The sequence below is a fragment of the Aliihoeflea sp. genome, from assembly GCF_052435475.1.
Lineage (GTDB): Bacteria > Pseudomonadota > Alphaproteobacteria > Rhizobiales > Rhizobiaceae > Aliihoeflea.
Genome location: NZ_JBQVMV010000023.1, coordinates 15,062 through 36,716, shown reverse-complemented (window position 1 = coordinate 36,716; position 21,655 = coordinate 15,062). Strand labels below are relative to the sequence as shown.

Below are 21,655 nucleotides of genomic sequence, written 5' to 3'. Positions count from 1 at the left end.
AAAAACCCTATGCCCGGGGGGGCCGCTCTTTTGGCCAATGGGGTTTTTTTGGGGGTTTTGCTCTGGGGGGGGGGGGGGGGGTAACGCAGCGGCGCCCCCTCCACCGCCTCCGGCGGTCCCCCTCCCCCGCAAACGGGGGAGGATCAGGTCGTGGGCGGCCTCGACTTTGGCTCTTCCATTGCGAAGCGGGAGAGGAGGACCGTTGGATGGGGCGTCGCCCGCCTCTCTTACGTGCCCGACTTGTTTTCGACCGGGCGGCTTTCGTCGACGGTCCATTCGGCCATCGAGCCGTCATACATGGCGGTCTGCTTGTTGCCGAGGACTTCGGAGAGGCCGAACCAGGCGATCGAGGCCCAGTGGCCGGTGTTGCAGAAGGCGATGTTTTCCTGATCCTTGGCGAGGCCGACGGCGGTCGACAGGGCCTCGACGGTTTCGGGCCGGGCGAAGGTCGCGTATTCGGCGCTGTAGAGCTTGGAGTGCTCGATGTTTACCGCGCCGGGAATGGTGCCTTCGGTGCGCACGACCGGGCTCTTCGACTTGCCTTCATACTGCTCGGCCGGGCGGCCGTCGACGAGGGTGACGCCGGCGTCAAGCGCGGCCTGGACTTCCTCGGTCGTGGCGAGGATGTCGTCATTGATCTCGGCGGTGAACTCGGCCGCTTCCGGCGTTGCCGCCTCGGCGACGCGCGGCAGGCCGGCGGCGTCATACTGGCGCCAGCCGCCGTCGAGGATCGAGACGGCGTCGTGGCCGAGATGCTTGAACGTCCAGTAGACGCGCGTCGCGCCGCCGAACTCGGACGAATCGGTGCCCCAAGGCACGATGACGACATGGTCGTCATTGTCGATGCCGAGCGAGCCGATGAGCGCTGTGATCTGGTCCAGCGGCGGAAGCTGGCCGGGAACGCCCTCCTGCTCGGTGCGCCAGCCGGCCGAGGCATAGGGCGCGACGACGGCGTTTTCGATATAGGGCGTTTCGCCGAGGTCGGTGCCTTCGATCTCGTCGCGGATGTCGAGCACGACGACGTTCTCTCCGCCGGCATTGGTCTTCAGCCATTCGGCGGTGACGAGCGGGGTCACATCGTTGGTTTGGGCGAAGGCGGGCGCGGCGGCGCCGAGTGCAAGGGTCATGGCCAGAGCTGCGATGCGCATTGCCGTCTCTCCTGAAAAAGTGGAATTTCCAGGCTCAATATAAGCGATGCAACGGCGCGGAGAGGGGTATGCGCCGTTCAATCTGCCGGCGACACCGAGAATTTCGATCCGATTATCGGCTCGATTTGGAAATTGTTTTCCAACTCAGATGATTCAGCGCGGCGGAGCGGAGCTTTCGCGGGCGACGAGCTGGACGGGCAGGATATCGGATGCACCGGTGGCGCTGCCATTTTCGCGGCCTTCGGCGATGAGCGCCAGAAGCTTGCGCGCCGCCGTCTCGCCGATCAGGGCGCGAGGCTGCGCGATGGTGGTGAGCGAGGGGACGAAATGGGCGGCGATCTCGATGTCGTCAAAGCCGACGACCGAGACTTCGTCCGGTACGCGCACGCCCTTGTGGTGCAGTTCGCCGATGAAGCCGCAGGCCATCGCGTCGGAGGCGCAGAAGACAGCCGTCGGGCGGTCGTTCAGGGCCAGCCAGGCATGGGCGGCGGCGGCGCCGGAGGCGAGCGAAAAGTCGCCGTCGAAGAACCAGTCCTGCCGGATCGCAAGGTCGAGTTCGGCGAGCGCGGTACGGGCGCCCTTCGCCCGCGTGATGGTCAGGATGTTGTCGGGCGGGCCCAGTAGATGGCCGATGCGCGTATGCCCGAGATCGGCCAGGTGGCGGATGGCGAGCTTTGCGCCTTCCTCATTGTCGATCGTGACGGTCGGGCGCGGGTCGGCGTCGAGCCATTCGCAGGCGAAGACGATGGGCGGGTGGTGGTTCGGCGTGTCGCCGGCCGACAGGACGTCTTCGGGCAGGTTGGCGTCGAGCACGATCAGGCCGTCGGCGCGGTTGTTGTGGAGATAGTCGAGAATGCGGTGTTCGGCATTCGGCGCCTGTCGCGTATCGGCGATGAGGACGTTGTAGCCGGACGTCGCCATGGCGAAGGTGATGCCCGACAGAATCTGCGAGAAGAACGGATTGGCAAGGTTCGGCACCAGCACGACAATGCCGCCCGCCTGACGGCGGCGCAGATTGCGCGCGGCGTGGTTGACCCGGTAGCCGGTTTCCTCGATCGCTTTCAGGACGATGGCGCGCGTATCGGCCGAGACGCGATCCGGCGCGGACAGCGCGCGGCTGACGGTGGCCGTGGAGACGCCCGCGGCATCCGCCACGTCCCTGATCCTCGGACTGTTCTGGGCAAACCCCTTCATCTTCTCTCCCGCCCTCATATGAGAGGGCTTGTGCAAGGCTTCGCCGCACTTGGCAATCGGCGATTTCAGCGGCGCGACGAAAGCCGCTTGTAATCCATTACATTCTCTGTTTTAGTTTCATGCAATCGATTACATCGCTGCAATGCAGCAGTTTTTACGCTGCATGAGCGAAAAATCGGCAGACGGGCGTGGAGGCGTCCGGGAGGAGAGGCATGAAGACGATCAAGGGCCCAGCGCTCTTTCTGGCGCAGTTCGCAGGCGACGAAGCGCCGTTCAATTCCTGGGATTCGATCACCAAATGGGCGGCCGACACTGGCTATGCCGGCGTGCAGGTTCCAAGCTGGGACGCGCGCCTGATCGATCTCGACAACGCCGCATCCTCCAAGGATTATTGTGACGAGTTCGCGGGCAAGGCGCGCGAGAACGGCGTCGAGGTGACAGAACTCTCGACCCATCTGCAGGGCCAGCTCGTCGCCGTCCACCCGGCCTATGACGAAGGCTTCGATGGCTTCACCGTCCCCGCGATGCGCGGCAACCCCAAGGCGCGGCAGGAATGGGCGGTTGATCAGGTGAAGAAGGCGCTAACCGCGTCAAAGCACCTCGGCATCGGCGCGATGGCGTCCTTCTCCGGCGCGCTCGCCTGGCCCTACATGTATCCGTGGCCGCAGCGCCCGGCGGGTCTGATCGAGACGGCGTTCGACGAACTCGCGCGGCGCTGGAAGCCGATCCTCGACCATGCCGACGAATGCGGCGTCGACATCTGCTATGAGATCCATCCGGGCGAAGATTTGTTCGACGGCACGACCTTTGAGATGTTCCTCGAACGCGTCGGCAATCACCCCCGCGCGAACATGCTCTACGACCCGTCGCACTATGTCCTTCAGTGCCTCGACTATCTCGACAATATCGACATCTATGCCGAGCGCATCCGCATGTTCCACGTCAAGGATGCGGAGTTCAATCCGACCGGGCGGCAGGGCGTCTATTCCGGCTTCCAGCCCTGGGTGAACCGCGCCGGCCGCTTCCGCTCGCTGGGCGACGGACAGGTCGATTTCGGCGCGGTGTTCTCCAAGCTGACGGCGAACGATTTCGACGGCTGGGCCGTGGTCGAATGGGAATGCTGCCTCAAACATCCCGAGGACGGCGCGCGCGAGGGCGCGGAGTTCGTCAAGAGCCACATCATCCGCGTGACGGAAAAGGCGTTCGACGATTTTGCCGATGGCGGCACCGACGAGGCGGCCAATCGGCGCATGCTGGGGCTCGGCGCATAATGGCGATCACCGGAACCTCCGAAAAGCGCGCAGGCCCGATCCGGCTCGGCATGGTGGGTGGCGGCAAGGACGCGTTCATCGGTGCGGTGCATCGCATCGCCGCGCGCATCGACGGCGAGTTCCAGCTCGTCGCCGGCGCGCTTTCCTCGACGCCGCAGCGGGCGCTGGAATCCGGCCGTGCGCTGGGCCTCGACGACAAGCGCATCTATGGCTCGTTCCGCGACATGGCTTCGCGCGAGGCACGGCGCAAGGACGGCATCGAGGCGGTCGCCATCGTCACGCCGAACCACATGCATTTCCCGATCACGCGAGAATTCCTGAAGCGCGGCATCCACGTCATCTGCGACAAGCCACTGACCTCGACGCTGGCGGATGCGAAGAAGCTCGCGAAACTTGCCGGCGAGAGCGACGCGCTGTTCGTGCTGACGCACAACTATACCGGCTATCCGATGGTGCGGCAGGCGCGCGAGATGATCGCCAATGGGGACCTCGGCGCGATCCGCGTGGTGCAGGCCGAATATGCGCAGGACTGGCTGACGGAAGCGGCCGAAGAGACCGGCTCCAAGCAGGCGGCGTGGCGCACCGATCCGGCGCAATCGGGCGCCGGCGGCTCGATCGGCGACATCGGCACCCATGCGTTCAATCTCCTGTCCTTCGTGACCGGGCTGAAGACCGAGGAACTGGCAGCCGAGCTCCATCGCTTCGTGCCGGGCCGGCGGGTCGACGACAATGCGCATATCCTGCTGCGATTTTCCGGCGGCGCGCGCGGGATGCTGTGGTCGAGCCAGGTCGCGCCCGGCTGCGAGAACGGGTTGAAGCTGCGCGTCTTCGGCGACAAGGGCGGCATCGAATGGTGCCAGGAAGAGCCGAACAAGCTCTGGTTCACGCCGTTCGGTGAGCCGAAGCGCCTCATCACCCGCAACGGCGCTGGCGCGGGCGCGGCAGCGGCGCGCGTCAGCCGCATCCCGCCCGGGCACCCTGAAGGTTATCTCGAGGGCTTCGCCAATATCTATGCCGAGGCTGCCCGCGCGATCCGGGCGAAGCAGGCCGGCGAGGCCGTGCCGGCCGACGTCGTTTATCCGACCGTCGAGGACGGCGTCGAAGGGCTGAAATTCATCGACGCCTGCGTTCGTTCGTCGGCAAAGAACGGGAGCTTCGTCAAGCTGTGACCGGCACTCCGATCCTCGAAGCGCGCGACGTTTCACGGTCCTTCGGGCCGATCGAGGTGCTGCACGAGGTCGGGCTGGCGCTGCATGCGGGCGAGGTTCACGCGCTGATCGGCGAAAACGGCGCTGGCAAGTCGACGATGATGAAGATCCTGTCGGGCTATCTGGCGCCGACGAAGGGTGAATTGCTGCTCGACGGCAAGCCGGTCGCCTTTTCGTCGTCCGAAGACGCCGAGGACCAGGGCGTCATCCTCATTCATCAGGAATTCAACCTCGCCGAGCAATTGAGCGTCGAGGAGAACATCTTTCTCGGTCGGGAACTGAAGCGCGGCTTCTTTCTCGACAAGAAGGCGATGCGGGCGGAGGCGGAACGGCTTCTGTCCGAACTGGAGACGCGGGTGAGCCCCAATGCCCGCGTCTCCGACATCTCCGTCTCGGACAAGCAGATGGTGGAGATCGCCAAGGCTCTGTCGCGCAATGCGCGCGTGCTCATCATGGACGAGCCAACGGCGGTGCTGACCAATCGCGAGGCGGCGGTGCTGTTCCGCCAGATCGAGCGGCTGAAGGCGACGGGCACGGCGATCCTCTACACCTCGCACAAGCTCGATGAAGTGGCGAAGATCGCCGACCGGATCACCGTCTTCCGCGATGGTGCACGCGTCGCGGTGGCGGGCGCAGGCGAGATGAACGAGGACCAGATGGCGCAGGCCATGGTGGGCCGCGAACTCTCCAATCTGTTTCCGCCGAAGCACATTGCGGCGGATGGCGACACCGTGCTTTCGGTGACGAACTTTTCGGTGGAGAATATCGTCCACGACGCTTCCTTCGATCTGAAGCGCGGCGAGATCCTTGGCTTTGCCGGGCTCGTGGGGGCCGGCCGCACGGAACTGATGGAAGGGCTGATCGGCGTGCGGGACGCGCAGGGCCGGGTCGAGGTCGGCGGCAAAGATATTGCGATCGGCTCGGTTAAGGATGCGCGGCGGGCCGGCATCGTCTACCTGACCGAGGACCGCAAGGGGCGCGGCCTCGTGCTGACGCAGGGGATGCGCGAAAACCTGACGCTGCTCGCGCTCGACCGCTTCGGCCGGTATACGATCGACGCCAAGGCGGAAGACGCGGCGCTGACGAAGGCGATTTCCGAATTCGACGTGCGCGCGCCAAGCCGCGACATCCGCGTCGGCAACCTTTCGGGCGGCAACCAGCAGAAGCTGCTTCTGGCGAAAACCATGCTGGCCGATCCCGACATCGTCATCATCGACGAGCCGACGCGCGGCATCGACATCGGCACCAAGCAGCAGATCTACGAATTCATCCAGAAGCTCGCCGCCTCGGGCAAGAGCGTGATCGTCATCTCGTCGGAGATGGCCGAAATCATCGGGCTCTCGCACCGGGTCGTCGTGATGCGCACGGGCCGCATTACCGGCGTGCTTCAGGCTGACGAAATCAACGAGGACCAGATCGTGCGCCACGCAATGGGACTTGAAGGCAGGGCCGCAGCATGACCAGCGAAACCGCATCCGCCGCACCCGCCCGGTCGGGCCTGCGCATCGACTTCCACATCTGGGGACCGGTGATCGCGCTTCTGGCGCTGATCGCGCTCGGCGCATTCCTCAACCCGAATTTCCTCAGCTACGGCAACGTCACCAACGTTCTCGCGCGCTCGGCCTTTATCGGCATCATCGCGGTCGGGATGACCTTCGTCATCACGTCCGGCGGCCTCGATCTGTCGGTCGGCTCGATGGCGGCCTTCATCGCCGGGGTGATGATCCTGGTGATGAACGCGCTGGTGCCGTCGATGGGCGTCGGCTGGGGGGTGATCCTCGTCGGCATGGCCGCGGCGCTCGTCGTCGGGCTCGTCGCGGGCCTCGTCAACGGCCTCCTGATCACGCAGGCGCGGATCGAGGCCTTCATCGTCACGCTCGGCACGATGGGCATTTTCCGCTCGCTGATCACCTGGCTTGCAGATGGCGGCACGCTGTCGCTCGACTATGCGGTGCGCGAGGTCTACCGGCCGGTCTATTATGGCGGCATCCTGGGCGTCGCCTGGCCGATCATCGTCTTCGCGCTGGTCGCGATCCTGGGCGAGATCATCATGCGCAAGACGCCGTTCGGGCGGCACTGCGCGGCGATCGGCTCCAACGAGCAGGTCGCGCGCTATTCGGCCGTCCATGTCGACCGCGTGCGGCTGATGACCTACGTGCTGCTCGGCGTCCTCGTCGGCGTCGCGACCATCATGTACGTGCCGCGCCTCGGCTCGGCCTCGAGCTCGACCGGTGTCCTGTGGGAACTGGAGGCCATCGCCGCCGTCATCATCGGCGGCACGGTGCTCAAGGGCGGTTTCGGCCGTGTGTGGGGCACCGTCGTCGGCGTCCTCATCCTCAGCCTGATCGGCAACATCCTCAATCTCGCGAACCTGGTCAGCCCCTATCTCAACGGGGCGATCCAGGGCGTGATCATCATTTTGGCCGTCGTCCTGCAACGCCAGCGCAAGGCGGAACGGTGACGGGCAAAAGCGCTCGAAAAGCAGAGCTAACCAAGGGAGAGAGACCATGAAACAGAAAGCATTGGCCGGCGTATTGGCGCTCGGCGTCGCATTTGCCACCCCGCTCTACGCGCAGGACGCCGAGACGGCCGTGATCGGAGTCTCGATCCCGGCGGCGACGCATGGCTGGGCCGGCGGCATGAACTTCCACGCCCAGGCCACCATCGACGCGCTGGAAGAGCGCTACGAGAATCTCGATTTCGTCCTTTCGACGGCGTCCGATCCGGGCCAGCAGGTTTCCGACATCGAGGACATGATGGCGACGCGCAACATCGACGCGCTCGTCGTCCTGCCGTTCGAATCCGAGCCGCTGACCGGCCCTGTCGCGCGCGTCAAGGAAGCCGGCAAGTGGGTGACGGTCGTCGATCGCGGCCTTAGCCAGGAGAACATCGAAGATCTCTATGTCGCCGGCGACAATCCGGGCTTCGGCCGCGTGGCGGGCGAATTCTTCAAGGAGCGCCTGCCGGAGGGCGGCAACATCATCGTCCTGCGCGGCATTCCGACCACGATCGACAATGAGCGCGTCGAGGCCTTCGAGGCCGCCATCGAGGGCTCGGGCATCGAGATCGTCGGCATGGAGCACGGCAACTGGAACCGCGACGACGCCTTCGAGGTCACGCAGGATCTGCTGTCGCGCAATTCCGACGTCGTTGCCGTCTGGGCTTCGGACGACGACATGGCGGTCGGCGCCATCGAGGCGATCAACCAGGCGGGTCGCGAAGGCGAGATGTGGGTGCTCGGCGGCGCAGGCATGAAGGAGATGATCCAGCGCGTGATGGACGGCGACGAGATGGTTCCGGCCAACGTCACCTACCCGCCCGCGATGATCGGCACGGCGATCGAGCTCACCGCGCTCAACTTCGTCGGCAACGCGCCGGTTTCGGGCGAGTTCATCATCGGCTCGGTTCTGATCACCGGCGACAATGCCGAGCAGTACTACTATCCGGATTCGCCCTTCTAAGCTTTCCGAACACCGACAAGGATGGCGGCCCCGCGCGAGCGGGCCGCCATTTTTCTTGGCCTAGCGGAACATGCGTTCGGGGCCTGCCTGATGGATCACGGGACAGAGCGCGGGTTGATCCACGGGGCATGGCCTGTATAGAGCGCGGACTGTAACATTACGAGGATACCGAGCGTGGGCGACACGTCGAGCCAGACCGAACGATTTCCATTGAAGCCGATCCCGATCGCTGCCGGGCTTCTTCTCTTCTTCCTGCTTCTCTTTCTTCCCGCCCCCGACGGCCTTTCGGTCGAAGGCTGGCGCGTGGTCGCGGTGGCGAGCCTGATGATCGTCTGGTGGATCACCGAGGCGATCCCGGTGCCGGCGACGGCGCTGGCGCCGATCGCGCTGTTTCCGATCACCGGCGCGACGACGGGCGGTGCGGCGACGTCGCCCTATGGCGACCCGATCATCTTTCTCTTCATGGGCGGCTTCATCCTGGCGCTCGCCATGGAGCGCTGGAACCTTCACCGGCGCATCGCGCTCAACATCGTCGCACGCACCGGCAGCCAGCAGGGACGCATCGTCGCCGGCTTCATGCTCGCGACCGCCTTCGTGTCCATGTGGGTGTCGAACACGGCGACCGTCGTCATGATGCTGCCCGTCGCGCTTTCCGTGGTCGGCCTCCTGGAGGACGACACCGGCGAAGCGAAGTCGAAATTTCCGCTCGCGCTGCTGCTCGGCGTCGCCTACGCAGCCTCGATCGGCGGCGTCGCGACGCTGATCGGCACGCCGCCCAACGCGCTTCTGGCCGGCGCGCTCAACCAGACCTATGGCTACGACATCGGTTTCGGCCGCTGGATGATCATCGGCGTGCCCGTCGCGGTGGTGATGCTCCTGGCCGCGTGGCTGTTCCTGACCAAGCTGACGATCCGGCTGGACAAGGGCGAGGTTGCAGGCGCGGCCGAGCTCTTCCGGTCCGAGATCGCCAAGCTCGGCGCCTGGTCGGTGCCGGAAAAGCGCGTCGCCATCGTGTTCGTCGTCACCGCATTTGCCTGGGTGTTCCGCACCATCCTCGACGACTACATTCCCGGCCTCAACGACACGTCGATCGCCATCCTCGCCGCACTGGTGCTGTTCGTATTGCCGGCCGGCGACGGCAAGGGCGGCGCGCTCATCGAGTGGAAGCACGCGCTGCGTCTGCCCTGGGGCGTGCTGGTGCTGTTCGGCGGGGGGCTGAGCCTTGCCGCGGCGGTGACGTCGACCGGCCTCGACCAGTGGATCGGCGGACAGGTCGGCACGATCGCAGGCATTTTGCCGCTGATCGGCATCGTCGTCCTCGTTTCGGTGGTGATCCTGCTCCTGACGGAGTTCACCTCGAACACGGCGACGGCGGCGACCTTCCTGCCGCTGGTGGCCGCGCTCGCCATCTCGCTCGGCGAAAACCCGCTGATGCTGGCGGTGCCGGCTGCGCTCGCGGCCTCGATGGCGTTCATGCTGCCGGTGGCGACGCCGCCCAACGCGCTCGTCTTCGGTTCGGGCCATGTGACGATCCCGCAGATGGCGACGCAGGGCATCTGGCTCAACCTCGCCGCCGTGGTCGTCATCTCGACGCTGGGCTATGCGGTCCTGACGACGTTCTTCGGCGTCGAAGTCGGGTCGATCCCCGACTGGGCCGCGCGGGCGGAATAAACCAAGAAAAAGCCCGGCAGCGATGCCGGGCTTTTTCGTTTCTCAGGCGGATCAGGCCTCGACGGGCCAGCGCCAGAAATCCTGGCCCTCTTCGTTCAGGTGCCGGTTCAGCACCATCTTGTGAACCTCGTCGGCGCCGTCGACGAGGCGGGCCTGACGGGCGTAGCGGTAGATCCACTCGATCGCCGTGTCCTTGGAATAGCCGCGGGCGCCGTTGATCTGCAACGCCGTGTCGGCGGCCTGATGCAGCACGTTCGCCACCTGGATCTTGGCCATCGACACTTCCTTGCGGGCGAACGAACCCTGGTCCAGTGCCCAGGCGGCCTTCATCACCAGAAGCCGGGCGATTTCGATCTTCATGGCAAGATCGCCAAGCATCAACTGCACGCTCTCGCGATCGGCGAGGCGCTGGCCGAAACCTTCACGGCGGGCTGCATATTCGGTCGCGATCTCGACGCAGCGCTTGGAGAGGCCCAGCCACCGCATGCAGTGCGTCAGCCGTGCCGGCCCGAGCCGGATCTGCGTGACCTTGAGGCCGTCGCCCTCGTTCAGCATCACATCACGGGCCGGGATTTCGAGACCGTCGAAGGTGAGTTCGCAATGGCCGCCATGTTCTTCCGGCCCCATGATCTCGATGCGGCGGTCGATCTTCCAACCCGGCTGGTCGCGGTCGAACAGGAAGGCGGTGAGGCCCTTGCGCGGGTCGTCCGAGGTGCGGGCGAGAAGGATGAAATGCTGCGCCTCCTCCGCGCCGGTGATGAACCATTTGCGTCCCGAGACGACATAGGTGTCGCCCCGCCTTTCCGCCCTGGTCTGCATCATCGACGGATCGGAACCGGAACCCGGCGAAGGTTCGGTCATGGCGAAGGCCGAGCGTACCTTGCCCTCAACGATGGGCTGCAGCCAGCGCTCCTTCTGATAGGGCGTGCCGACCGCTTCCAGCACCATCATGTTGCCGTCGTCCGGCGCGGCGGAATTGAAGACGGCAGGGCCGAAGAGCGAGCGGTTCATCGCCTCGTAGCAGACCGCCATGCCCATGCGGCCAAGCTCCTGCCCGCCCGTCTCCTTCTTCAACTGGAGACACCAGAGGCCCTCGGCCTTCGCCTTCTCGCGCACGGCGTCGAGCACGTCGATTCGGATGTTCTCATGCGCATCGTAATTCGCGCGGTCCGCCTCGAGCGGCAGGACGTGCGCGTCGACGAAGGCGGCGATGCGACGGCGGTAATCCTCGACGCGGGGCGGGATGGTGAAGTCCATGGGCTGGGTCCTTGGAGCGAGACAACGGAAGCGATATTCCGGTGTCGATGAAAAAATCGAGCGAGCGCTCGATTTATTATCGCATCCGTGCGAGATTGGCAATCGAGGCCCGTCCGCGTTAAGGCGAAGGCTGCCGCGTGTCGCTTTCGCGCGTTGTTGAAAGGTCCGTTCATTGCCGCCGGAAAAACGACTGGCCCCTTATGGCGACTACTCGCTCGAAGCCGCTGCCGGCCGCATCCTGGCGCGGCATCGCGACCGCATCCGTACGCAAAAACCGCATGTCGCCGTGGCGAAACTCGCCCGGATCATCGAGGCGACGCTGAAGCTTTCCAACCGGCAGGGTTTCCAGGCGATGTCGCTGCGCGACCTTGCCGAGGCGGCGGGATTGTCGATGGGTGGGCTCTACTCCTATTTCGACGGCAAGGAGACGCTGCTCGTCATGATCCTCGGCGAGGTGTCGTCGGCTGCCGAGAGCCTTCTGGCCGCGGCGCCTGACGAGGTTCGGGACGACCCGGCGGTGCATCTCGCCTGGTTGATCGAGATGCATGTGCTCCTGAGCGAGGCGATGCAGCCCTTTTTCGTCTTCGCCTATATGGAGGCGAAGTCGTTTCCCGCGCCGGCACGCAAGCGCGCCATCGCTAGCGAGGCGGCGACGGAGGCGATCTTCGCCAAGGTGCTTGCAGAAGGCGCGGCGCGCGGCGTGTTCAAGATCGACGATCCCGATTTCGCGGCGGCGCTGATCAAGCCGCTCATCCAGGACTGGTATGTGAAGCGGCCGAAACATGCCCGGCGCGGCATAAGCGCCGAAACCTATGCGCGGGGCGTTTCGGATTTCGTGCTCAGGGCGCTCGGCGCACGCTGATATGAAGAGGGCGGCCTTTCGGCCGCCCTCGATTTCGGTCAGTTCAGCGACGGATAGTCGACATAACCCTTCGCGCCGCCGCCATAGAAGGTCTTGCGGTCGGGCTCGTTCAACGGCGCGTCCTGCTCGAAGCGCTCGACGAGATCGGGATTGGCGATGAAGAGGCGGCCGAAGGCGACGAGGTCGACGCGGCCGTCCGCCACGGCCTTCTCCGCCATTTCGCGGTCATAGCCATTGTTGCCCATCCAGGCGCCGGTGCCGCCCGCATCGCGGTAGGCGGCCTTGAACTGCGCCCAGTCGAAGGGCGTCTCGCCCTGGTTGTGGTCGCGGGCGCCGCCGGTCGCGCCTTCGATGACGTGAACATAGGCGAGACCGTATTTGCCGAGGCCCCTGGCGACATGGTCGAAAAGCGGCTGCGGCTGCGGGTCGGCCGCATCGTTGGCGGGCGTGACCGGGGACAGGCGGATGCCGGTGCGCCCGCCGCCGATCGCCGCCGTGATGGCCTCGACGACCTCGAACAGAAGGCGGGACCGGTTTTCGATCGAGCCGCCATAGGCGTCGGTGCGCCTATTGGAGCCGGAGCGCAGAAACTGGTCGATCAGATAGCCATTGGCGGCGTGGACCTCGACGCCGTCGAAGCCGGCCTCCTCGACGGCGGCCTTCGCCGCTTTCGCATAGGCGGCGACGATGCCGGGCAGCTCCTCGGTCTCCAGCGCGCGCGGCTCGGACGTCTCGGCGAAGCCGCCGGAGCCGTCTTCGTCGACCAGATAGGTCTTGGCGTTGGCGCGGATGGCCGAGGGAGCGACGGGCTTTGCGCCTTCCGGCTGGAGCGTTTCGTGGCTGATACGGCCGACATGCCAGAGCTGCACGACGATCCTGCCGCCCTCGGCGTGGACCGCGTCGGTCACCTTCTTCCATGCCGCGAGCTGGTCGGCGCCATAAAGGCCCGGAACGTCGGCATAGCCCTGGCCCTGCTGCGTGATCGCGGTGGCCTCGGTGATCAGGAGGCCGGCCGAGGCGCGCTGGCGGTAGTAGTCGACCGCCATCTGCGTCGGCACGGCGTTGGGCGAGCGGTTGCGCGTCAGCGGCGCCATGGCGATGCGGTTGGCGACGTCGATGTCACCGACGCGCACGGGTTCGAAGAGCTTGGACATGGGGTTCTTCTTTCTTCTTGGGGGGGAATCAGAGGGTTTGAAGGGAGGCGCGGAAGGCGGCGATCGCGTCTTCGTCGCGCTTGTAGAAAATCCACTGGCCGACGCGGCGCTGGGTGACGAGCCCGGCGTCCGAAAGGGCCGCAAGGTGGGCCGACACCGAGGATTGCGACAGGCCGCAGCGCGCGAACTGACCCGCGCAGACGCCCATTTCAAGCGGATGCTCCTGATCGGCGAAGTGCCGTTCCGGCTCCTTCAGCCAGGCCAGCATGTCGCGCCGGACGGGATGGGAGAGCGCTTTCAGGATCAGGTCGTCGTCGGGCATCGGGCAATCGCGTTCGTATTTCGGGTTCACACGATATATGGATCGACTGTTCCCGAATTAAAGGTCTGGTCCAACGGGATTTCGTTCACATGAGAAGAATTTGCGTTGCAGTCGGCGCGCGCGAGGCGTAGCCAACGGCGTGATGAGCACGATGTCCGAGTTCCTGCCCGAAATCCTGATCGCCTTCCTGTGCCTTGCCGCCGGCGGCGTGCTCAAGGGCGCGACCGGGGCCGGGGCGCCGGTTCTGGCCGTGCCTGCATTGGCGATGATGTTCGACGTGCGCGTCGCGGTCGTGACGATGCTGGTACCGAACCTCCTGACCAATGTCTGGCAGGCCTGGCAGTTTCGCGGCGACCGCCTGCCGAACCGCTTCATCCTGGCCTTTTCGCTCGCCGGGGCGATCGGCGTCGTCGGCGGAACGGTGATGCTGGCGGCGTTCTCGCCGCGCGTGCTGCTCCTGATCGTGGCGATCGCCGTGCTGCTCTACATCGCCGCGCGGCTGGCGCGGCCCGATCTCCTGCTGAGCCGCGAACTGGCGACCCGGCTTGCGGTGCCGGCCGGCGCGGTTGCCGGAGTGCTGCAAGGTTCGGGCGGCCTGTCGGCGCCGGTGTCGCTGACCTTTCTCAACGCGATGGGCCTGACGCGCACGCATTTCATCTCCACCGTCTCGATCTTCTTCGCCGTCATGACCCTGGCGCAGTTGCCGATGATGGGCGCGCTGGGGCTCTTGACCTGGCAGGGGCTGGCGCTGTCCTTCCTGGCGATGCTGCCGATCCTCGCCTTCATGCCGGTCGGTGCCGCGCTGGCGCGGCGCTTTTCGAAGGAGGCCTTCGACCGCGCGATCCTCGCCCTCCTGAGCGTTCTCGCGATCAAGCTCATCTACGATTTCGCCATCGGGTGACGCATTCGGGGAACGGTTGTCGCGTCCGGCGGTTGGAACGGCAAGGAGGCGACCGATGTCCCAGATGCCGAACCAGCCCGATCCGCGCCAGCCGAACGAACCCGGTCCCGACCTGCCGCCCGTTCCATCGCCGCCGCCCATCGAGGAGCCGGAGCCGGATCACCTGCCGGACGAGACGCCCAATCCCAATCCGGACGAACAGAACGATCCGCCGCTTCATGTCTGAGGGGCTGGAGGCGGCGTTTTTCGACCGGCATCCCGTCGAGGTCGCGCGCGAATTGATTGGCGTGAGCCTCATCGCCGACGGTGTGGGCGGGATGATCATCGAGAGCGAAGCCTATGCCCATGACGACGCGGCGTCGCACAGTTTCCGCGGGCCGACGCCGCGCAATGCGGCGATGTTCGGCCCGGCTGGGACCGCCTATGTCTACCGCTCCTACGGTCTGCACTGGTGTCTCAACATCGTGTGCATGCCGGGGAGCGCGGTGCTCCTGCGGGCACTCGAGCCTTCGCATGGGCTCGAAACGATGCGAGAGCGGCGTGGGCTCGAAGCCGATCGGCTTCTTTGTGCCGGTCCCGGACGGCTCGCGCAGGCGCTTGGTGTCGACATGGCCTGGAACGGGCGGTCGCTGCACGACATGCTGACGCGAAAACGCCGGCCCACACTGGTTGCGGGCCGGCGGATCGGGATTTCGAAGGCCGTCGATCTCGAATGGCGGTTCGGCGCGGCCGGCTCGGCCTATCTCAGCCGGGCGTTTGCGAAGGCCTAGTCGCCGTCCTTGACGTCGACTTCGGGGCGGTCGCCGCCGCTCGACTGCTCTTCGTGCCAGACGCCGTCGCGATCCTGGTATTCGATGGCCTCGTCGTCGCCGCCGAGCTGCTGCTCGGCCGCGGCGCTCTCGGCTGCGGCTTTCGCGGCGTCATGGGTCGGATAAGGCTCGGAGAAGACGTCGCCGAGCTTGTAGGCCCAGCCGCCATCATGCTCGACCACCTCGTAGACTAGCCTGGTCACGACCGGTTTCCACCCGCCCGAACGCGCCGGGTTCCGCGGTCTGGACCGCGTGTGTCGGACAGGAGCGCACGCGGACCGGTCTCGCCTTCAAGCGGCACGTACATGCGGTAGAGCGTATAGGCGCCGAGCGCCATGAGCATCAAACGGATCATCTGGACAGTCTCTCCTTCGGGGGCAGGCTGCGCGTCGAGCGCGATCTGCCTGACAACCGCCAGACCCGGCCAGTTGTTCCGCTGCCGGTGCCGATCAGGGGTCCGTATAGGAGCGAACCGTCAGCTCCAGCCCGACCGGCTCGCGGGCGAAGAGCAAAGCGCCCTGGCGCATCGAGCCGGCAGGGACGTAGTCGAAGGTGATCTCGCTCGTCTCGCCCGCTCCGTCCTCGCCGCGCAGCACGACGTGGGCGGCGGTCTTGTCGCCGGTATTGCGCAAGCTGATGCGCGCATGCCAGCCGTTCGATCCGGCAAGCACCTCGTCGACCGCGACCTCGAAGACCGGCGGGCCGTCCGCCTCCGTGAGCGCCGTCACGCAGAGATAACCGATCAGCGCCAAGACGCCGAGGGCCGAGGCCGCGCCGATGATCCACTCCGCCGGATGCGGCGGACGGTTGACGGGATGGGACTCTGTTTCGTCGTTCATGCGGAACTCACAGGATCAGGCGGGCGGCTGCCGCGCCGATGGCGCTGGGAAAAGCGAGGACGACCACGGCCATGACGATCATTTCAAGCCCGAGCCCGTCTGTGCGGCCGAAGACCCAGAGCAGGAACAGCGAAATCAAAGCGGCGATCGCGTAGCCCGGAAGGGTGAACCGCAACAGCGCGCTCCACCAGGGCGTCTCCTCGGAGAGTTCGCTGCCGCCCTTGAACTCGACCGCGAAGACGAAGCCGTGCATGGCGGCGACCGAGATGGCGATCAGCGCGATCGCGTGCCATTCGCTCATCTGGTAGGAAATAAGGATCATCTCCTCGGTCGGCGCGAGGTTGAAACCGAGGAAGAGTGCGCCCACCGCCATCAGGAAGAGTTCCCCGCCATAGGTCTCCTCGCGCTCGTCGAGCGCGTCATCATCCGCGTCACCTAGCTGGCTGCGGGCCAGAAGCGCGCCGATCGCCGCCGGCACGGACTGGATGGCGATCTTGCCCGCGATCTCGTCGGCCGACATGCCGGGCGCAAGGACGCCGAGCATCGTCAGGACGACAGCGCTCGTAAAGGCCGCGATGCCGAGCGCGAAAAAGGCGTCCATGGCAGTATCGGTGAGGTTGCGCCGATCCTCGATGCCGATGACATGGGACAACCCGACCAGCAGCGGCACCGCGACGGCGACGAGCACGGCCAGCCGCCACGCATCCATCGTGTAGGCGAGCTGCCACATTTCCATCGTCATCAGCATCGGCAGCGAAAAGACGAGCGCGCCGCCGATCGCGCGGCCTGCATCGCGCAGAAAGCCGGGCGTTTCAGGATGGGTGCGCCTGGAAGTAGTCATGCCGAAACGTCGCTGCCCTGCCGCAAGGGCAGGCGCCCTGCACACAGCATCGATGCCCGGAAATGGCCTTGGAATCGCCCCATGAGTCTCAAGCTCTGGTCAAACCCGCCCGCCAGTTCACACCCCCGTGAAACGTAGCCGTAAACATCCAGTTAACCGGGGTCTTCAAGAAATGTTCCATTCCAGAACTGCGCGTGCCGGGGTTTTGTCCATGACGGCGCGGGCCGTCTTCATCGCATCGATTGTCGGATTCTCGGGCGTGGCTGCCAAAGCCGACGAGAAGATCGAAGTCCTGCAGACGATCACCGGGTCGGCGTCCTGGTATGGCGGTAAGTTCCACGGCCGGACGACGGCCAATGGCGAGCGCTACGACATGAACGAACTGACGGCGGCTCACAAGACGCTGCCCTTCGGCACCAAGGTGCGTGTTATCAACGAGCGCAACGGCAAGGCCGTCGTGGTGCGCATCAATGATCGCGGGCCGTTCGTCGGCAAGCGCGTCATCGATCTGTCGCGCGGCGCTGCGCAGGCGGTCGGCATGATCAACCAGGGTGTTGCCCGCGTTAAGCTCGAAGTCTTGTAAGACTTACTGCTCGTTCGACGCGACCTGAAGCGTCTCGTCTTCTTGCGGGGTTTCGAACATGCGCTGCACCGTCGTCATGACGAACCATTCCGCATAGCCGACGGCAGCCAAGTTCTGCTCGCCGGAGCGCGAGAAGTCGATTTCCTCGCTGGCGTCCGGCAGGAAATTCGCGCCGACGACGCGGACATCGCGCCGCGCATTGGGGATTTCCTGCGCATTGGTGGAAATGCGGACGACTTCGCGCGGGGCGAGCGGCGCGGCGGCAACGGGGGCACTCGCCTCCACCGCCGGGCGCGGCATCGGGACCGGGCCGAGATCGGGAAGGACGACGGCGCCGGCGACTGCCGGCAGGGCGATTGCCGAGGCCAGGGCGAGTGCTGCGAGCTTGGCGGTGCGGGTCGTCGGGATCATCTGTTCGGCCTTCCAATCGGGGGCTGCCATGCAGCAGTCGTCTTCTGGCCGGGAAAACGTCCTGCCCCCCTCGCGGTTCCAATGAAATCACGAAGAGTTTCCGATTGATTCGTCCGGAGGTCAGCCTGCCCTGCGTTCGCCTTCGAGCCTGCCCTGTGCTTCGGCTACGTAGAAATCCAAACATTCGGGGTTGGCCATCGTCTCGCGCGAGATGATCTTTTCGAGCGGGTGGCCCAGAAAGAGGCGGCGGATGGGGACCTCCTGCTTCTTGCCCGAAAGGGTGCGTGGTACGGCCGGCGCCTCGATCACCCGGTCGGGCACGAAACGCGGCGAGACCGCCTGCCGGATCGCCGCCTTGATCCGCGCGGCATCCACCGTCTCGCCCGGGCGGGGCATGACGAAAAGCAGCATCTCGCTCTCACGTCCGAGATATTCAAGGTCGATCAGCATGGAGTCGAGGATTTCAGGCACGTCCTCGACGGCGGAGTAGATTTCGCTCGTGCCGATCCGCAAGCCGTGCCGGTTGATCGTCGCGTCCGAACGGCCATAGATCACGCAGCTTCCGTCCGCGCCGATCGACAGCCAGTCGCCGTGCCGCCAGATGCCGGGGAACATGTCAAAATAGGAATCGAGATAGCGCTTGCCGTCCGGGTCGCCCCAGAGGAACACCGGCATGGACGGAAACGGGCGCGCGCAGACGAGGTCGCCGACCTCACCGACGAGGCTCTCGCCGTTTTCGTTCCAGGCCTCGACGCGCGCGCCAAGCTGGCGGCACTGCATCCGGCCCGGCACCAGCGGCAGTTCGCGGTTGCCGGCGATCCAGAGTCCGCAAATGTCGGTGCCGCCGGAAATGTTCGACCACCAGATGTCGGGCCTTCCCATCCGCGCGAACGCCTCGGTGCCCCAGTTCTGGACGGCTTCGGGAAGCGGCGAGCCGGTCGAGCCCAGCGCGCGCACGGCAGACAGGTCGCCGGCGGCGGCCGGGTCCAGCCCCGCTTTCATGCAATTGCCGAAATAGGCGGCGCCGGCGCCGAACATCGTCACGCGCGTCTCGGCGACGAAACGCCAGAGCGTGCCCCAGTCCGGCGCGTCCCGGGGTCCGCTCGGCGAACCGTCGAAAAGGCAGATCGTGGTGCCGCCCAGAAGGCCGTTGACCTGGCAGTTCCACATGATCCAGCCGGTGCTCGAATACCAGTGGAAGCGCTCGCCGAGCGAATTGGGCGCGTAGCTGGGACCGATGTCGAGATGCTTGAGCGCGGCATAGACGGCGAGGATGATGCCGCCATGGCTGTGGACGAGCGCCTTGGGCTTGCCGGTCGTGCCGGAGGAATAGACGATCCAGAGGGGGTGGTCGAAGGGCACGAAATCGGGCGCGAAGGCCTGCGTTGCCGCATCGTCCCGGGCGAGGGCGTCGTTGAGCGTCAGATCGTGCGGAAGCTCCACCGAAGCGTAGCCGCTCTCCTTCAGGATCAGTTTCGGACGGCTTGTCAGGGCGTTGCGGATTTCCTCGATCTCGCCGGACCGGTCGAGCGCGCGGCCGGCATAGAAGACACCGTCGGCCGCGATCAGCACTTTGGGCTCGATCTGCTGGAAGCGGTCGATGACCGCGCGGGTGCCCATGTCGGGTGCGCAGACGCTCCAGACCGCGCCGATGGAGGCGGTGGCGAGGAAGGCGATGACGGTTTCGGGCAAATTGGGCAGATAGGCCGCCACGCGATCGCCCCGTCCGACGCCCATGTCTCGCAAGGTGGCGGCAAGCGATGCCGTGCGACGCTTCAGTTCGGTCCAGGACAAGTCGGTGCGGTTGCCGCGTTCGTCGGCGGCGACGATCGCCGGCTGGCCGGCCGCGTCCGCCTCTTCGCAGTGTCGGAACACCTGATGGGCATAATTCAGCGTCGCGCCGGGAAACCAGACCGCGCCCGGCATCCGGTCCTCGGCCAGGACGGCTGCGTGCGGTGTCGGCGAATGAACGCCGTCATGATCCCAGATGGATTGCCAGAATGCGTCGAGATCGGTCGTCGACCATTCCCACATGGCCTGATTGTCGGCAAAGGACAGGCCGTGCCGTTCCTCCAGCCAGTCGCGATAGATGGCCATCAGCGGCCGAAAAGGTGCAGTCACGGCGATCCTCCCTGATCGTGCCGGAGATTAGGGAGGGCGTGCGGATATTGCCAGAGGAACGGGCGTCGGAATCATCGAAATCGTCTGCCGCGACTGGAACGATCTGGGCGGTGGAACATTTCTGCCCGTGGGCTTGCTCGCACGAGCATCGTGCCCGTGCGCATTGACAGGGACGGAGCCAGCGAATGCCGACAGCGGCCGGTGAACTTGACCGATCGTCTGATCTTTCGAGCTCGGAAATGTCGCGCCGCGAAGTCGTCGGACTCATCCCCGCACTGCGCGCATTTGCCCGCACTTTCCACCGCGATGTCAGCGATGCCGACGATCTGGTGCAGGAAACGCTGACCAAGGCCATCGCCAACATCCATCAGTTCCAGCCGGGAACGGCGATGAAATCGTGGCTGTTCACGATCATGCGCAACAGCTTCTACACCAAGATCCGCAAGACCGGGCGCGAGGCGCCCGCGCTCGCCGACGACGCCGCCGGCCGCCCGGCCGTGCTCGCCACGCAGGAATGGTCGGCGCGGGGACATGAAATTCGCGGTGCGCTCGAGCGGCTGCCCGAACAGCAGCGCGAGGTCATCATGCTGATCGGCGTGCTCGGCGTCTCCTATGAGGAGGCGGCGCAGATCTGCGGATGCGCGATGGGGACGATCAAGAGCCGGCTCAACCGCGCCCGGGCAAAGCTGCTCGTCGAGATCGGCGAGATCGACGCGCGCGCCTCGGTCGAGGCGGACGCGCATCTGCCGTCGACCAGCCCCGTCAGGGCGCCGACCTACGGCTGAACCGTCCGTCCGTTACTTGGCGGGTGTCGTGGTGGCTGTGTCCTGCGCGCGTGCCGGGCCGTTCCTGCGGGCGAGCACCGGCGATTCGAGCCCGAGATAGGCCGGATTGAACTCGGCGATCTCGGCCAGCCCCGGCCAATCGAGGATCTCGATCCAGTAGTTGGTCCAGGCGATCACGCCGTCATGGCGCAATTCCTTGAGGACGCGGTTGACGTGAACCGGGGACAGGCCGAGCACGTCGGCCAGTTCGTTCTGGGTCAGGGGCAGGTGGAATGCCGCCGCCTCGCTGCGGCCGACGGCGGCAAGGCGCACCATCAGTTCGCAAAACAAATGCGCCATCTGTCCCTTGGCCGAACGCCGGCCCATCGATACAAGCCATTCGCGCTGGATCGCGGCTTCGATGGAGGTTTCGGTCCACAGCAGATGCGTCGCTGCCGGATTGGCCTCGCAGACGCGGCGCAACTGGTCGTGTTCGATCACGACGGTCCGGCAATTCGTGACGGCGACGACGCCGAAATCGCGGCGCGGGACGAGGAAGCTCGAGAGGTCCAGGAAATCACCGGGAACGAGAAGCGTCGTGATCTGGCGGCGACCGCTCGACAGCAGCTTGTAGCGCGCGGCCAACCCCTCCGTCAGAAGCATCACGTTGGCGGAACGATCGCCCTCGCGGGTCAGGTCCTGATCCTGGCTGAACTGGCGATCGCGCAAGCCGAACTGCGCCAAACCGGCGATGGGTGCGTAGTCGTGGCCCCGACGGCCGAATTTCAGAAGAAGAACATCGAGCAAATTGAGACCTGGCCGCACAAATCAAGGCTCC

The 21,655-nt window shown here is 65.6% G+C and carries 24 protein-coding genes; 12 read left to right on the top strand and 12 right to left on the bottom strand.

The window, feature by feature from the left end; translation table 11 throughout:
* Positions 1 to 227 precede the first annotated feature (227 nt).
* Together ACT6QU_RS18030 and ACT6QU_RS18025 are read right to left on the bottom strand one after the other, a co-directional pair.
* Complete coding sequence (locus ACT6QU_RS18030; protein ID WP_444565673.1) at positions 228 to 1,148, bottom strand: sulfurtransferase; 921 nt, start codon at positions 1,146 to 1,148, stop codon at positions 228 to 230.
* A 153-nt stretch (positions 1,149 to 1,301) separates the two neighbouring features.
* On the bottom strand, positions 1,302 to 2,342 hold the full coding sequence (locus ACT6QU_RS18025) for a LacI family DNA-binding transcriptional regulator (protein ID WP_444565672.1): 1,041 nt from the start codon (positions 2,340 to 2,342) through the stop codon (positions 1,302 to 1,304).
* A gap of 212 nt (positions 2,343 to 2,554) precedes the next feature.
* Here ACT6QU_RS18025 and ACT6QU_RS18020 point away from each other — a divergent pair, with 212 nt between their 5' ends.
* The 6 genes from ACT6QU_RS18020 (at position 2,555) to ACT6QU_RS17995 (ending at position 9,953) form a co-directional block, all read left to right on the top strand.
* The gene (locus ACT6QU_RS18020; RefSeq protein ID WP_444836719.1) at positions 2,555 to 3,613 is read left to right on the top strand and encodes a sugar phosphate isomerase/epimerase family protein; all 1,059 of its coding nucleotides are present in this window, start codon (positions 2,555 to 2,557) and stop codon (positions 3,611 to 3,613) included.
* Positions 3,613 to 4,782 (top strand): Gfo/Idh/MocA family protein, encoded by a 1,170-nt coding sequence (locus tag ACT6QU_RS18015; protein ID WP_444565670.1) that lies wholly within the window; start codon positions 3,613 to 3,615, stop codon positions 4,780 to 4,782. The genes ACT6QU_RS18020 and ACT6QU_RS18015 overlap by 1 nt, the downstream gene beginning before the upstream one ends.
* Positions 4,779 to 6,281: a sugar ABC transporter ATP-binding protein gene (locus tag ACT6QU_RS18010; protein ID WP_444565669.1), complete on the top strand. Its 1,503-nt coding sequence runs from the start codon at positions 4,779 to 4,781 to the stop codon at positions 6,279 to 6,281. The genes ACT6QU_RS18015 and ACT6QU_RS18010 overlap by 4 nt, the downstream gene beginning before the upstream one ends.
* Entirely contained in the window at positions 6,278 to 7,282 is a 1,005-nt protein-coding gene (locus ACT6QU_RS18005; RefSeq protein ID WP_024588294.1) for an ABC transporter permease, read from the top strand. The genes ACT6QU_RS18010 and ACT6QU_RS18005 overlap by 4 nt, the downstream gene beginning before the upstream one ends.
* 46 nt (positions 7,283 to 7,328) lie before the next feature.
* Positions 7,329 to 8,282, top strand: coding sequence for an ABC transporter substrate-binding protein (locus tag ACT6QU_RS18000; protein ID WP_444565668.1), 954 nt, complete (start codon positions 7,329 to 7,331; stop codon positions 8,280 to 8,282).
* 174 nt (positions 8,283 to 8,456) lie between these two features.
* Positions 8,457 to 9,953: an SLC13 family permease gene (locus tag ACT6QU_RS17995; protein WP_444565667.1), complete on the top strand. Its 1,497-nt coding sequence runs from the start codon at positions 8,457 to 8,459 to the stop codon at positions 9,951 to 9,953.
* Positions 9,954 to 10,004: 51 nt separating this feature from the next.
* Here the strand turns inward: ACT6QU_RS17995 and ACT6QU_RS17990 are convergent, their stop codons facing one another.
* A complete protein-coding gene (locus ACT6QU_RS17990) occupies positions 10,005 to 11,210 on the bottom strand; it encodes an acyl-CoA dehydrogenase family protein (RefSeq protein WP_444565666.1) in 1,206 nt (401 codons plus the stop codon).
* A gap of 172 nt (positions 11,211 to 11,382) precedes the next feature.
* Between ACT6QU_RS17990 and ACT6QU_RS17985 the strand changes: the two genes are divergently transcribed.
* Positions 11,383 to 12,072 carry a TetR/AcrR family transcriptional regulator gene (locus tag ACT6QU_RS17985; protein ID WP_444565665.1) on the top strand — a complete coding sequence of 230 codons (690 nt, stop codon included), beginning with the start codon at positions 11,383 to 11,385 and terminating at the stop codon, positions 12,070 to 12,072.
* A 38-nt stretch (positions 12,073 to 12,110) separates the two neighbouring features.
* Here the strand turns inward: ACT6QU_RS17985 and ACT6QU_RS17980 are convergent, their stop codons facing one another.
* A complete protein-coding gene (locus ACT6QU_RS17980; protein WP_444565664.1) occupies positions 12,111 to 13,226 on the bottom strand; it encodes an alkene reductase in 1,116 nt (371 codons plus the stop codon).
* Between the two features lie 28 nt (positions 13,227 to 13,254).
* Positions 13,255 to 13,548 carry an ArsR/SmtB family transcription factor gene (locus ACT6QU_RS17975; protein WP_444565663.1) on the bottom strand — a complete coding sequence of 98 codons (294 nt, stop codon included), beginning with the start codon at positions 13,546 to 13,548 and terminating at the stop codon, positions 13,255 to 13,257.
* Between the two features lie 142 nt (positions 13,549 to 13,690).
* Between ACT6QU_RS17975 and ACT6QU_RS17970 the strand changes: the two genes are divergently transcribed.
* The 3 genes from ACT6QU_RS17970 to ACT6QU_RS17960 are packed head-to-tail and all read left to right on the top strand — an operon-like array spanning position 13,691 to position 15,219.
* Complete coding sequence (locus ACT6QU_RS17970; protein WP_444565662.1) at positions 13,691 to 14,449, top strand: sulfite exporter TauE/SafE family protein; 759 nt, start codon at positions 13,691 to 13,693, stop codon at positions 14,447 to 14,449.
* Between the two features lie 55 nt (positions 14,450 to 14,504).
* The gene (locus ACT6QU_RS17965) at positions 14,505 to 14,675 is read left to right on the top strand and encodes a hypothetical protein (protein ID WP_444565661.1); all 171 of its coding nucleotides are present in this window, start codon (positions 14,505 to 14,507) and stop codon (positions 14,673 to 14,675) included.
* Positions 14,668 to 15,219, top strand: coding sequence for a DNA-3-methyladenine glycosylase (locus ACT6QU_RS17960; RefSeq protein WP_444565660.1), 552 nt, complete (start codon positions 14,668 to 14,670; stop codon positions 15,217 to 15,219). The genes ACT6QU_RS17965 and ACT6QU_RS17960 overlap by 8 nt, the downstream gene beginning before the upstream one ends.
* Here ACT6QU_RS17960 and ACT6QU_RS17955 read toward each other — a convergent pair.
* The 4 genes from ACT6QU_RS17955 to ACT6QU_RS17940 form a co-directional block, all read right to left on the bottom strand.
* Positions 15,216 to 15,461 carry a DUF2188 domain-containing protein gene (locus ACT6QU_RS17955; protein ID WP_024588305.1) on the bottom strand — a complete coding sequence of 82 codons (246 nt, stop codon included), beginning with the start codon at positions 15,459 to 15,461 and terminating at the stop codon, positions 15,216 to 15,218. The genes ACT6QU_RS17960 and ACT6QU_RS17955 overlap by 4 nt on opposite strands.
* Positions 15,458 to 15,613 (bottom strand): hypothetical protein, encoded by a 156-nt coding sequence (locus ACT6QU_RS17950; RefSeq protein WP_161632276.1) that lies wholly within the window; start codon positions 15,611 to 15,613, stop codon positions 15,458 to 15,460. Before ACT6QU_RS17950 ends, ACT6QU_RS17955 begins: the two co-directional genes overlap by 4 nt.
* Positions 15,614 to 15,707: 94 nt before the next feature.
* Positions 15,708 to 16,097 carry a hypothetical protein gene (locus tag ACT6QU_RS17945; protein ID WP_444565659.1) on the bottom strand — a complete coding sequence of 130 codons (390 nt, stop codon included), beginning with the start codon at positions 16,095 to 16,097 and terminating at the stop codon, positions 15,708 to 15,710.
* 7 nt (positions 16,098 to 16,104) lie between these two features.
* Entirely contained in the window at positions 16,105 to 16,938 is an 834-nt protein-coding gene (locus ACT6QU_RS17940) for a TIGR02587 family membrane protein (RefSeq protein ID WP_444565658.1), read from the bottom strand.
* Between the two features lie 211 nt (positions 16,939 to 17,149).
* Here ACT6QU_RS17940 and ACT6QU_RS17935 point away from each other — a divergent pair, with 211 nt between their 5' ends.
* Positions 17,150 to 17,521: a septal ring lytic transglycosylase RlpA family protein gene (locus tag ACT6QU_RS17935; RefSeq protein ID WP_444565657.1), complete on the top strand. Its 372-nt coding sequence runs from the start codon at positions 17,150 to 17,152 to the stop codon at positions 17,519 to 17,521.
* Positions 17,522 to 17,524: 3 nt separating this feature from the next.
* On the opposite strand, the gene ACT6QU_RS17930 is transcribed toward ACT6QU_RS17935, so the two are convergent.
* Complete coding sequence (locus ACT6QU_RS17930) at positions 17,525 to 17,962, bottom strand: hypothetical protein (RefSeq protein ID WP_444565656.1); 438 nt, start codon at positions 17,960 to 17,962, stop codon at positions 17,525 to 17,527.
* 90 nt (positions 17,963 to 18,052) lie between these two features.
* Positions 18,053 to 20,053 (bottom strand): acetoacetate--CoA ligase, encoded by a 2,001-nt coding sequence (locus ACT6QU_RS17925; protein ID WP_444565655.1) that lies wholly within the window; start codon positions 20,051 to 20,053, stop codon positions 18,053 to 18,055.
* A gap of 239 nt (positions 20,054 to 20,292) precedes the next feature.
* Between ACT6QU_RS17925 and ACT6QU_RS17920 the strand changes: the two genes are divergently transcribed.
* On the top strand, positions 20,293 to 20,838 hold the full coding sequence (locus tag ACT6QU_RS17920; RefSeq protein WP_051375924.1) for a sigma-70 family RNA polymerase sigma factor: 546 nt from the start codon (positions 20,293 to 20,295) through the stop codon (positions 20,836 to 20,838).
* Positions 20,839 to 20,850: 12 nt separating this feature from the next.
* On the opposite strand, the gene ACT6QU_RS17915 is transcribed toward ACT6QU_RS17920, so the two are convergent.
* Positions 20,851 to 21,642, bottom strand: a complete 792-nt coding sequence (locus tag ACT6QU_RS17915) for a Crp/Fnr family transcriptional regulator (RefSeq protein WP_444565654.1) — start codon at positions 21,640 to 21,642, stop codon at positions 20,851 to 20,853.
* Positions 21,643 to 21,655 lie beyond the last annotated feature (13 nt).

Coding starts and splice junctions, on each gene's coding strand:
- ACT6QU_RS18000 (WP_444565668.1), top strand. CDS start 7,329: ATGAAACAGAAAGCATTGGCCGGCGTATTGGCGCTCGGCGTCGCATTT.
- ACT6QU_RS17945 (WP_444565659.1), bottom strand. CDS start 16,097: ATGAACGACGAAACAGAGTCCCATCCCGTCAACCGTCCGCCGCATCCG.
- ACT6QU_RS17980 (WP_444565664.1), bottom strand. CDS start 13,226: ATGTCCAAGCTCTTCGAACCCGTGCGCGTCGGTGACATCGACGTCGCC.
- ACT6QU_RS18030 (WP_444565673.1), bottom strand. CDS start 1,148: ATGCGCATCGCAGCTCTGGCCATGACCCTTGCACTCGGCGCCGCCGCG.
- ACT6QU_RS17920 (WP_051375924.1), top strand. CDS start 20,293: ATGTCGCGCCGCGAAGTCGTCGGACTCATCCCCGCACTGCGCGCATTT.
- ACT6QU_RS17935 (WP_444565657.1), top strand. CDS start 17,150: ATGACGGCGCGGGCCGTCTTCATCGCATCGATTGTCGGATTCTCGGGC.
- ACT6QU_RS17960 (WP_444565660.1), top strand. CDS start 14,668: ATGTCTGAGGGGCTGGAGGCGGCGTTTTTCGACCGGCATCCCGTCGAG.
- ACT6QU_RS17965 (WP_444565661.1), top strand. CDS start 14,505: ATGTCCCAGATGCCGAACCAGCCCGATCCGCGCCAGCCGAACGAACCC.
- ACT6QU_RS18005 (WP_024588294.1), top strand. CDS start 6,278: ATGACCAGCGAAACCGCATCCGCCGCACCCGCCCGGTCGGGCCTGCGC.
- ACT6QU_RS17950 (WP_161632276.1), bottom strand. CDS start 15,613: ATGATCCGTTTGATGCTCATGGCGCTCGGCGCCTATACGCTCTACCGC.
- ACT6QU_RS18025 (WP_444565672.1), bottom strand. CDS start 2,342: ATGAAGGGGTTTGCCCAGAACAGTCCGAGGATCAGGGACGTGGCGGAT.
- ACT6QU_RS18020 (WP_444836719.1), top strand. CDS start 2,555: ATGAAGACGATCAAGGGCCCAGCGCTCTTTCTGGCGCAGTTCGCAGGC.
- ACT6QU_RS17990 (WP_444565666.1), bottom strand. CDS start 11,210: ATGGACTTCACCATCCCGCCCCGCGTCGAGGATTACCGCCGTCGCATC.
- ACT6QU_RS17940 (WP_444565658.1), bottom strand. CDS start 16,938: ATGACTACTTCCAGGCGCACCCATCCTGAAACGCCCGGCTTTCTGCGC.
- ACT6QU_RS17930 (WP_444565656.1), bottom strand. CDS start 17,962: ATGGCAGCCCCCGATTGGAAGGCCGAACAGATGATCCCGACGACCCGC.
- ACT6QU_RS17975 (WP_444565663.1), bottom strand. CDS start 13,548: ATGCCCGACGACGACCTGATCCTGAAAGCGCTCTCCCATCCCGTCCGG.
- ACT6QU_RS17970 (WP_444565662.1), top strand. CDS start 13,691: ATGAGCACGATGTCCGAGTTCCTGCCCGAAATCCTGATCGCCTTCCTG.
- ACT6QU_RS18015 (WP_444565670.1), top strand. CDS start 3,613: ATGGCGATCACCGGAACCTCCGAAAAGCGCGCAGGCCCGATCCGGCTC.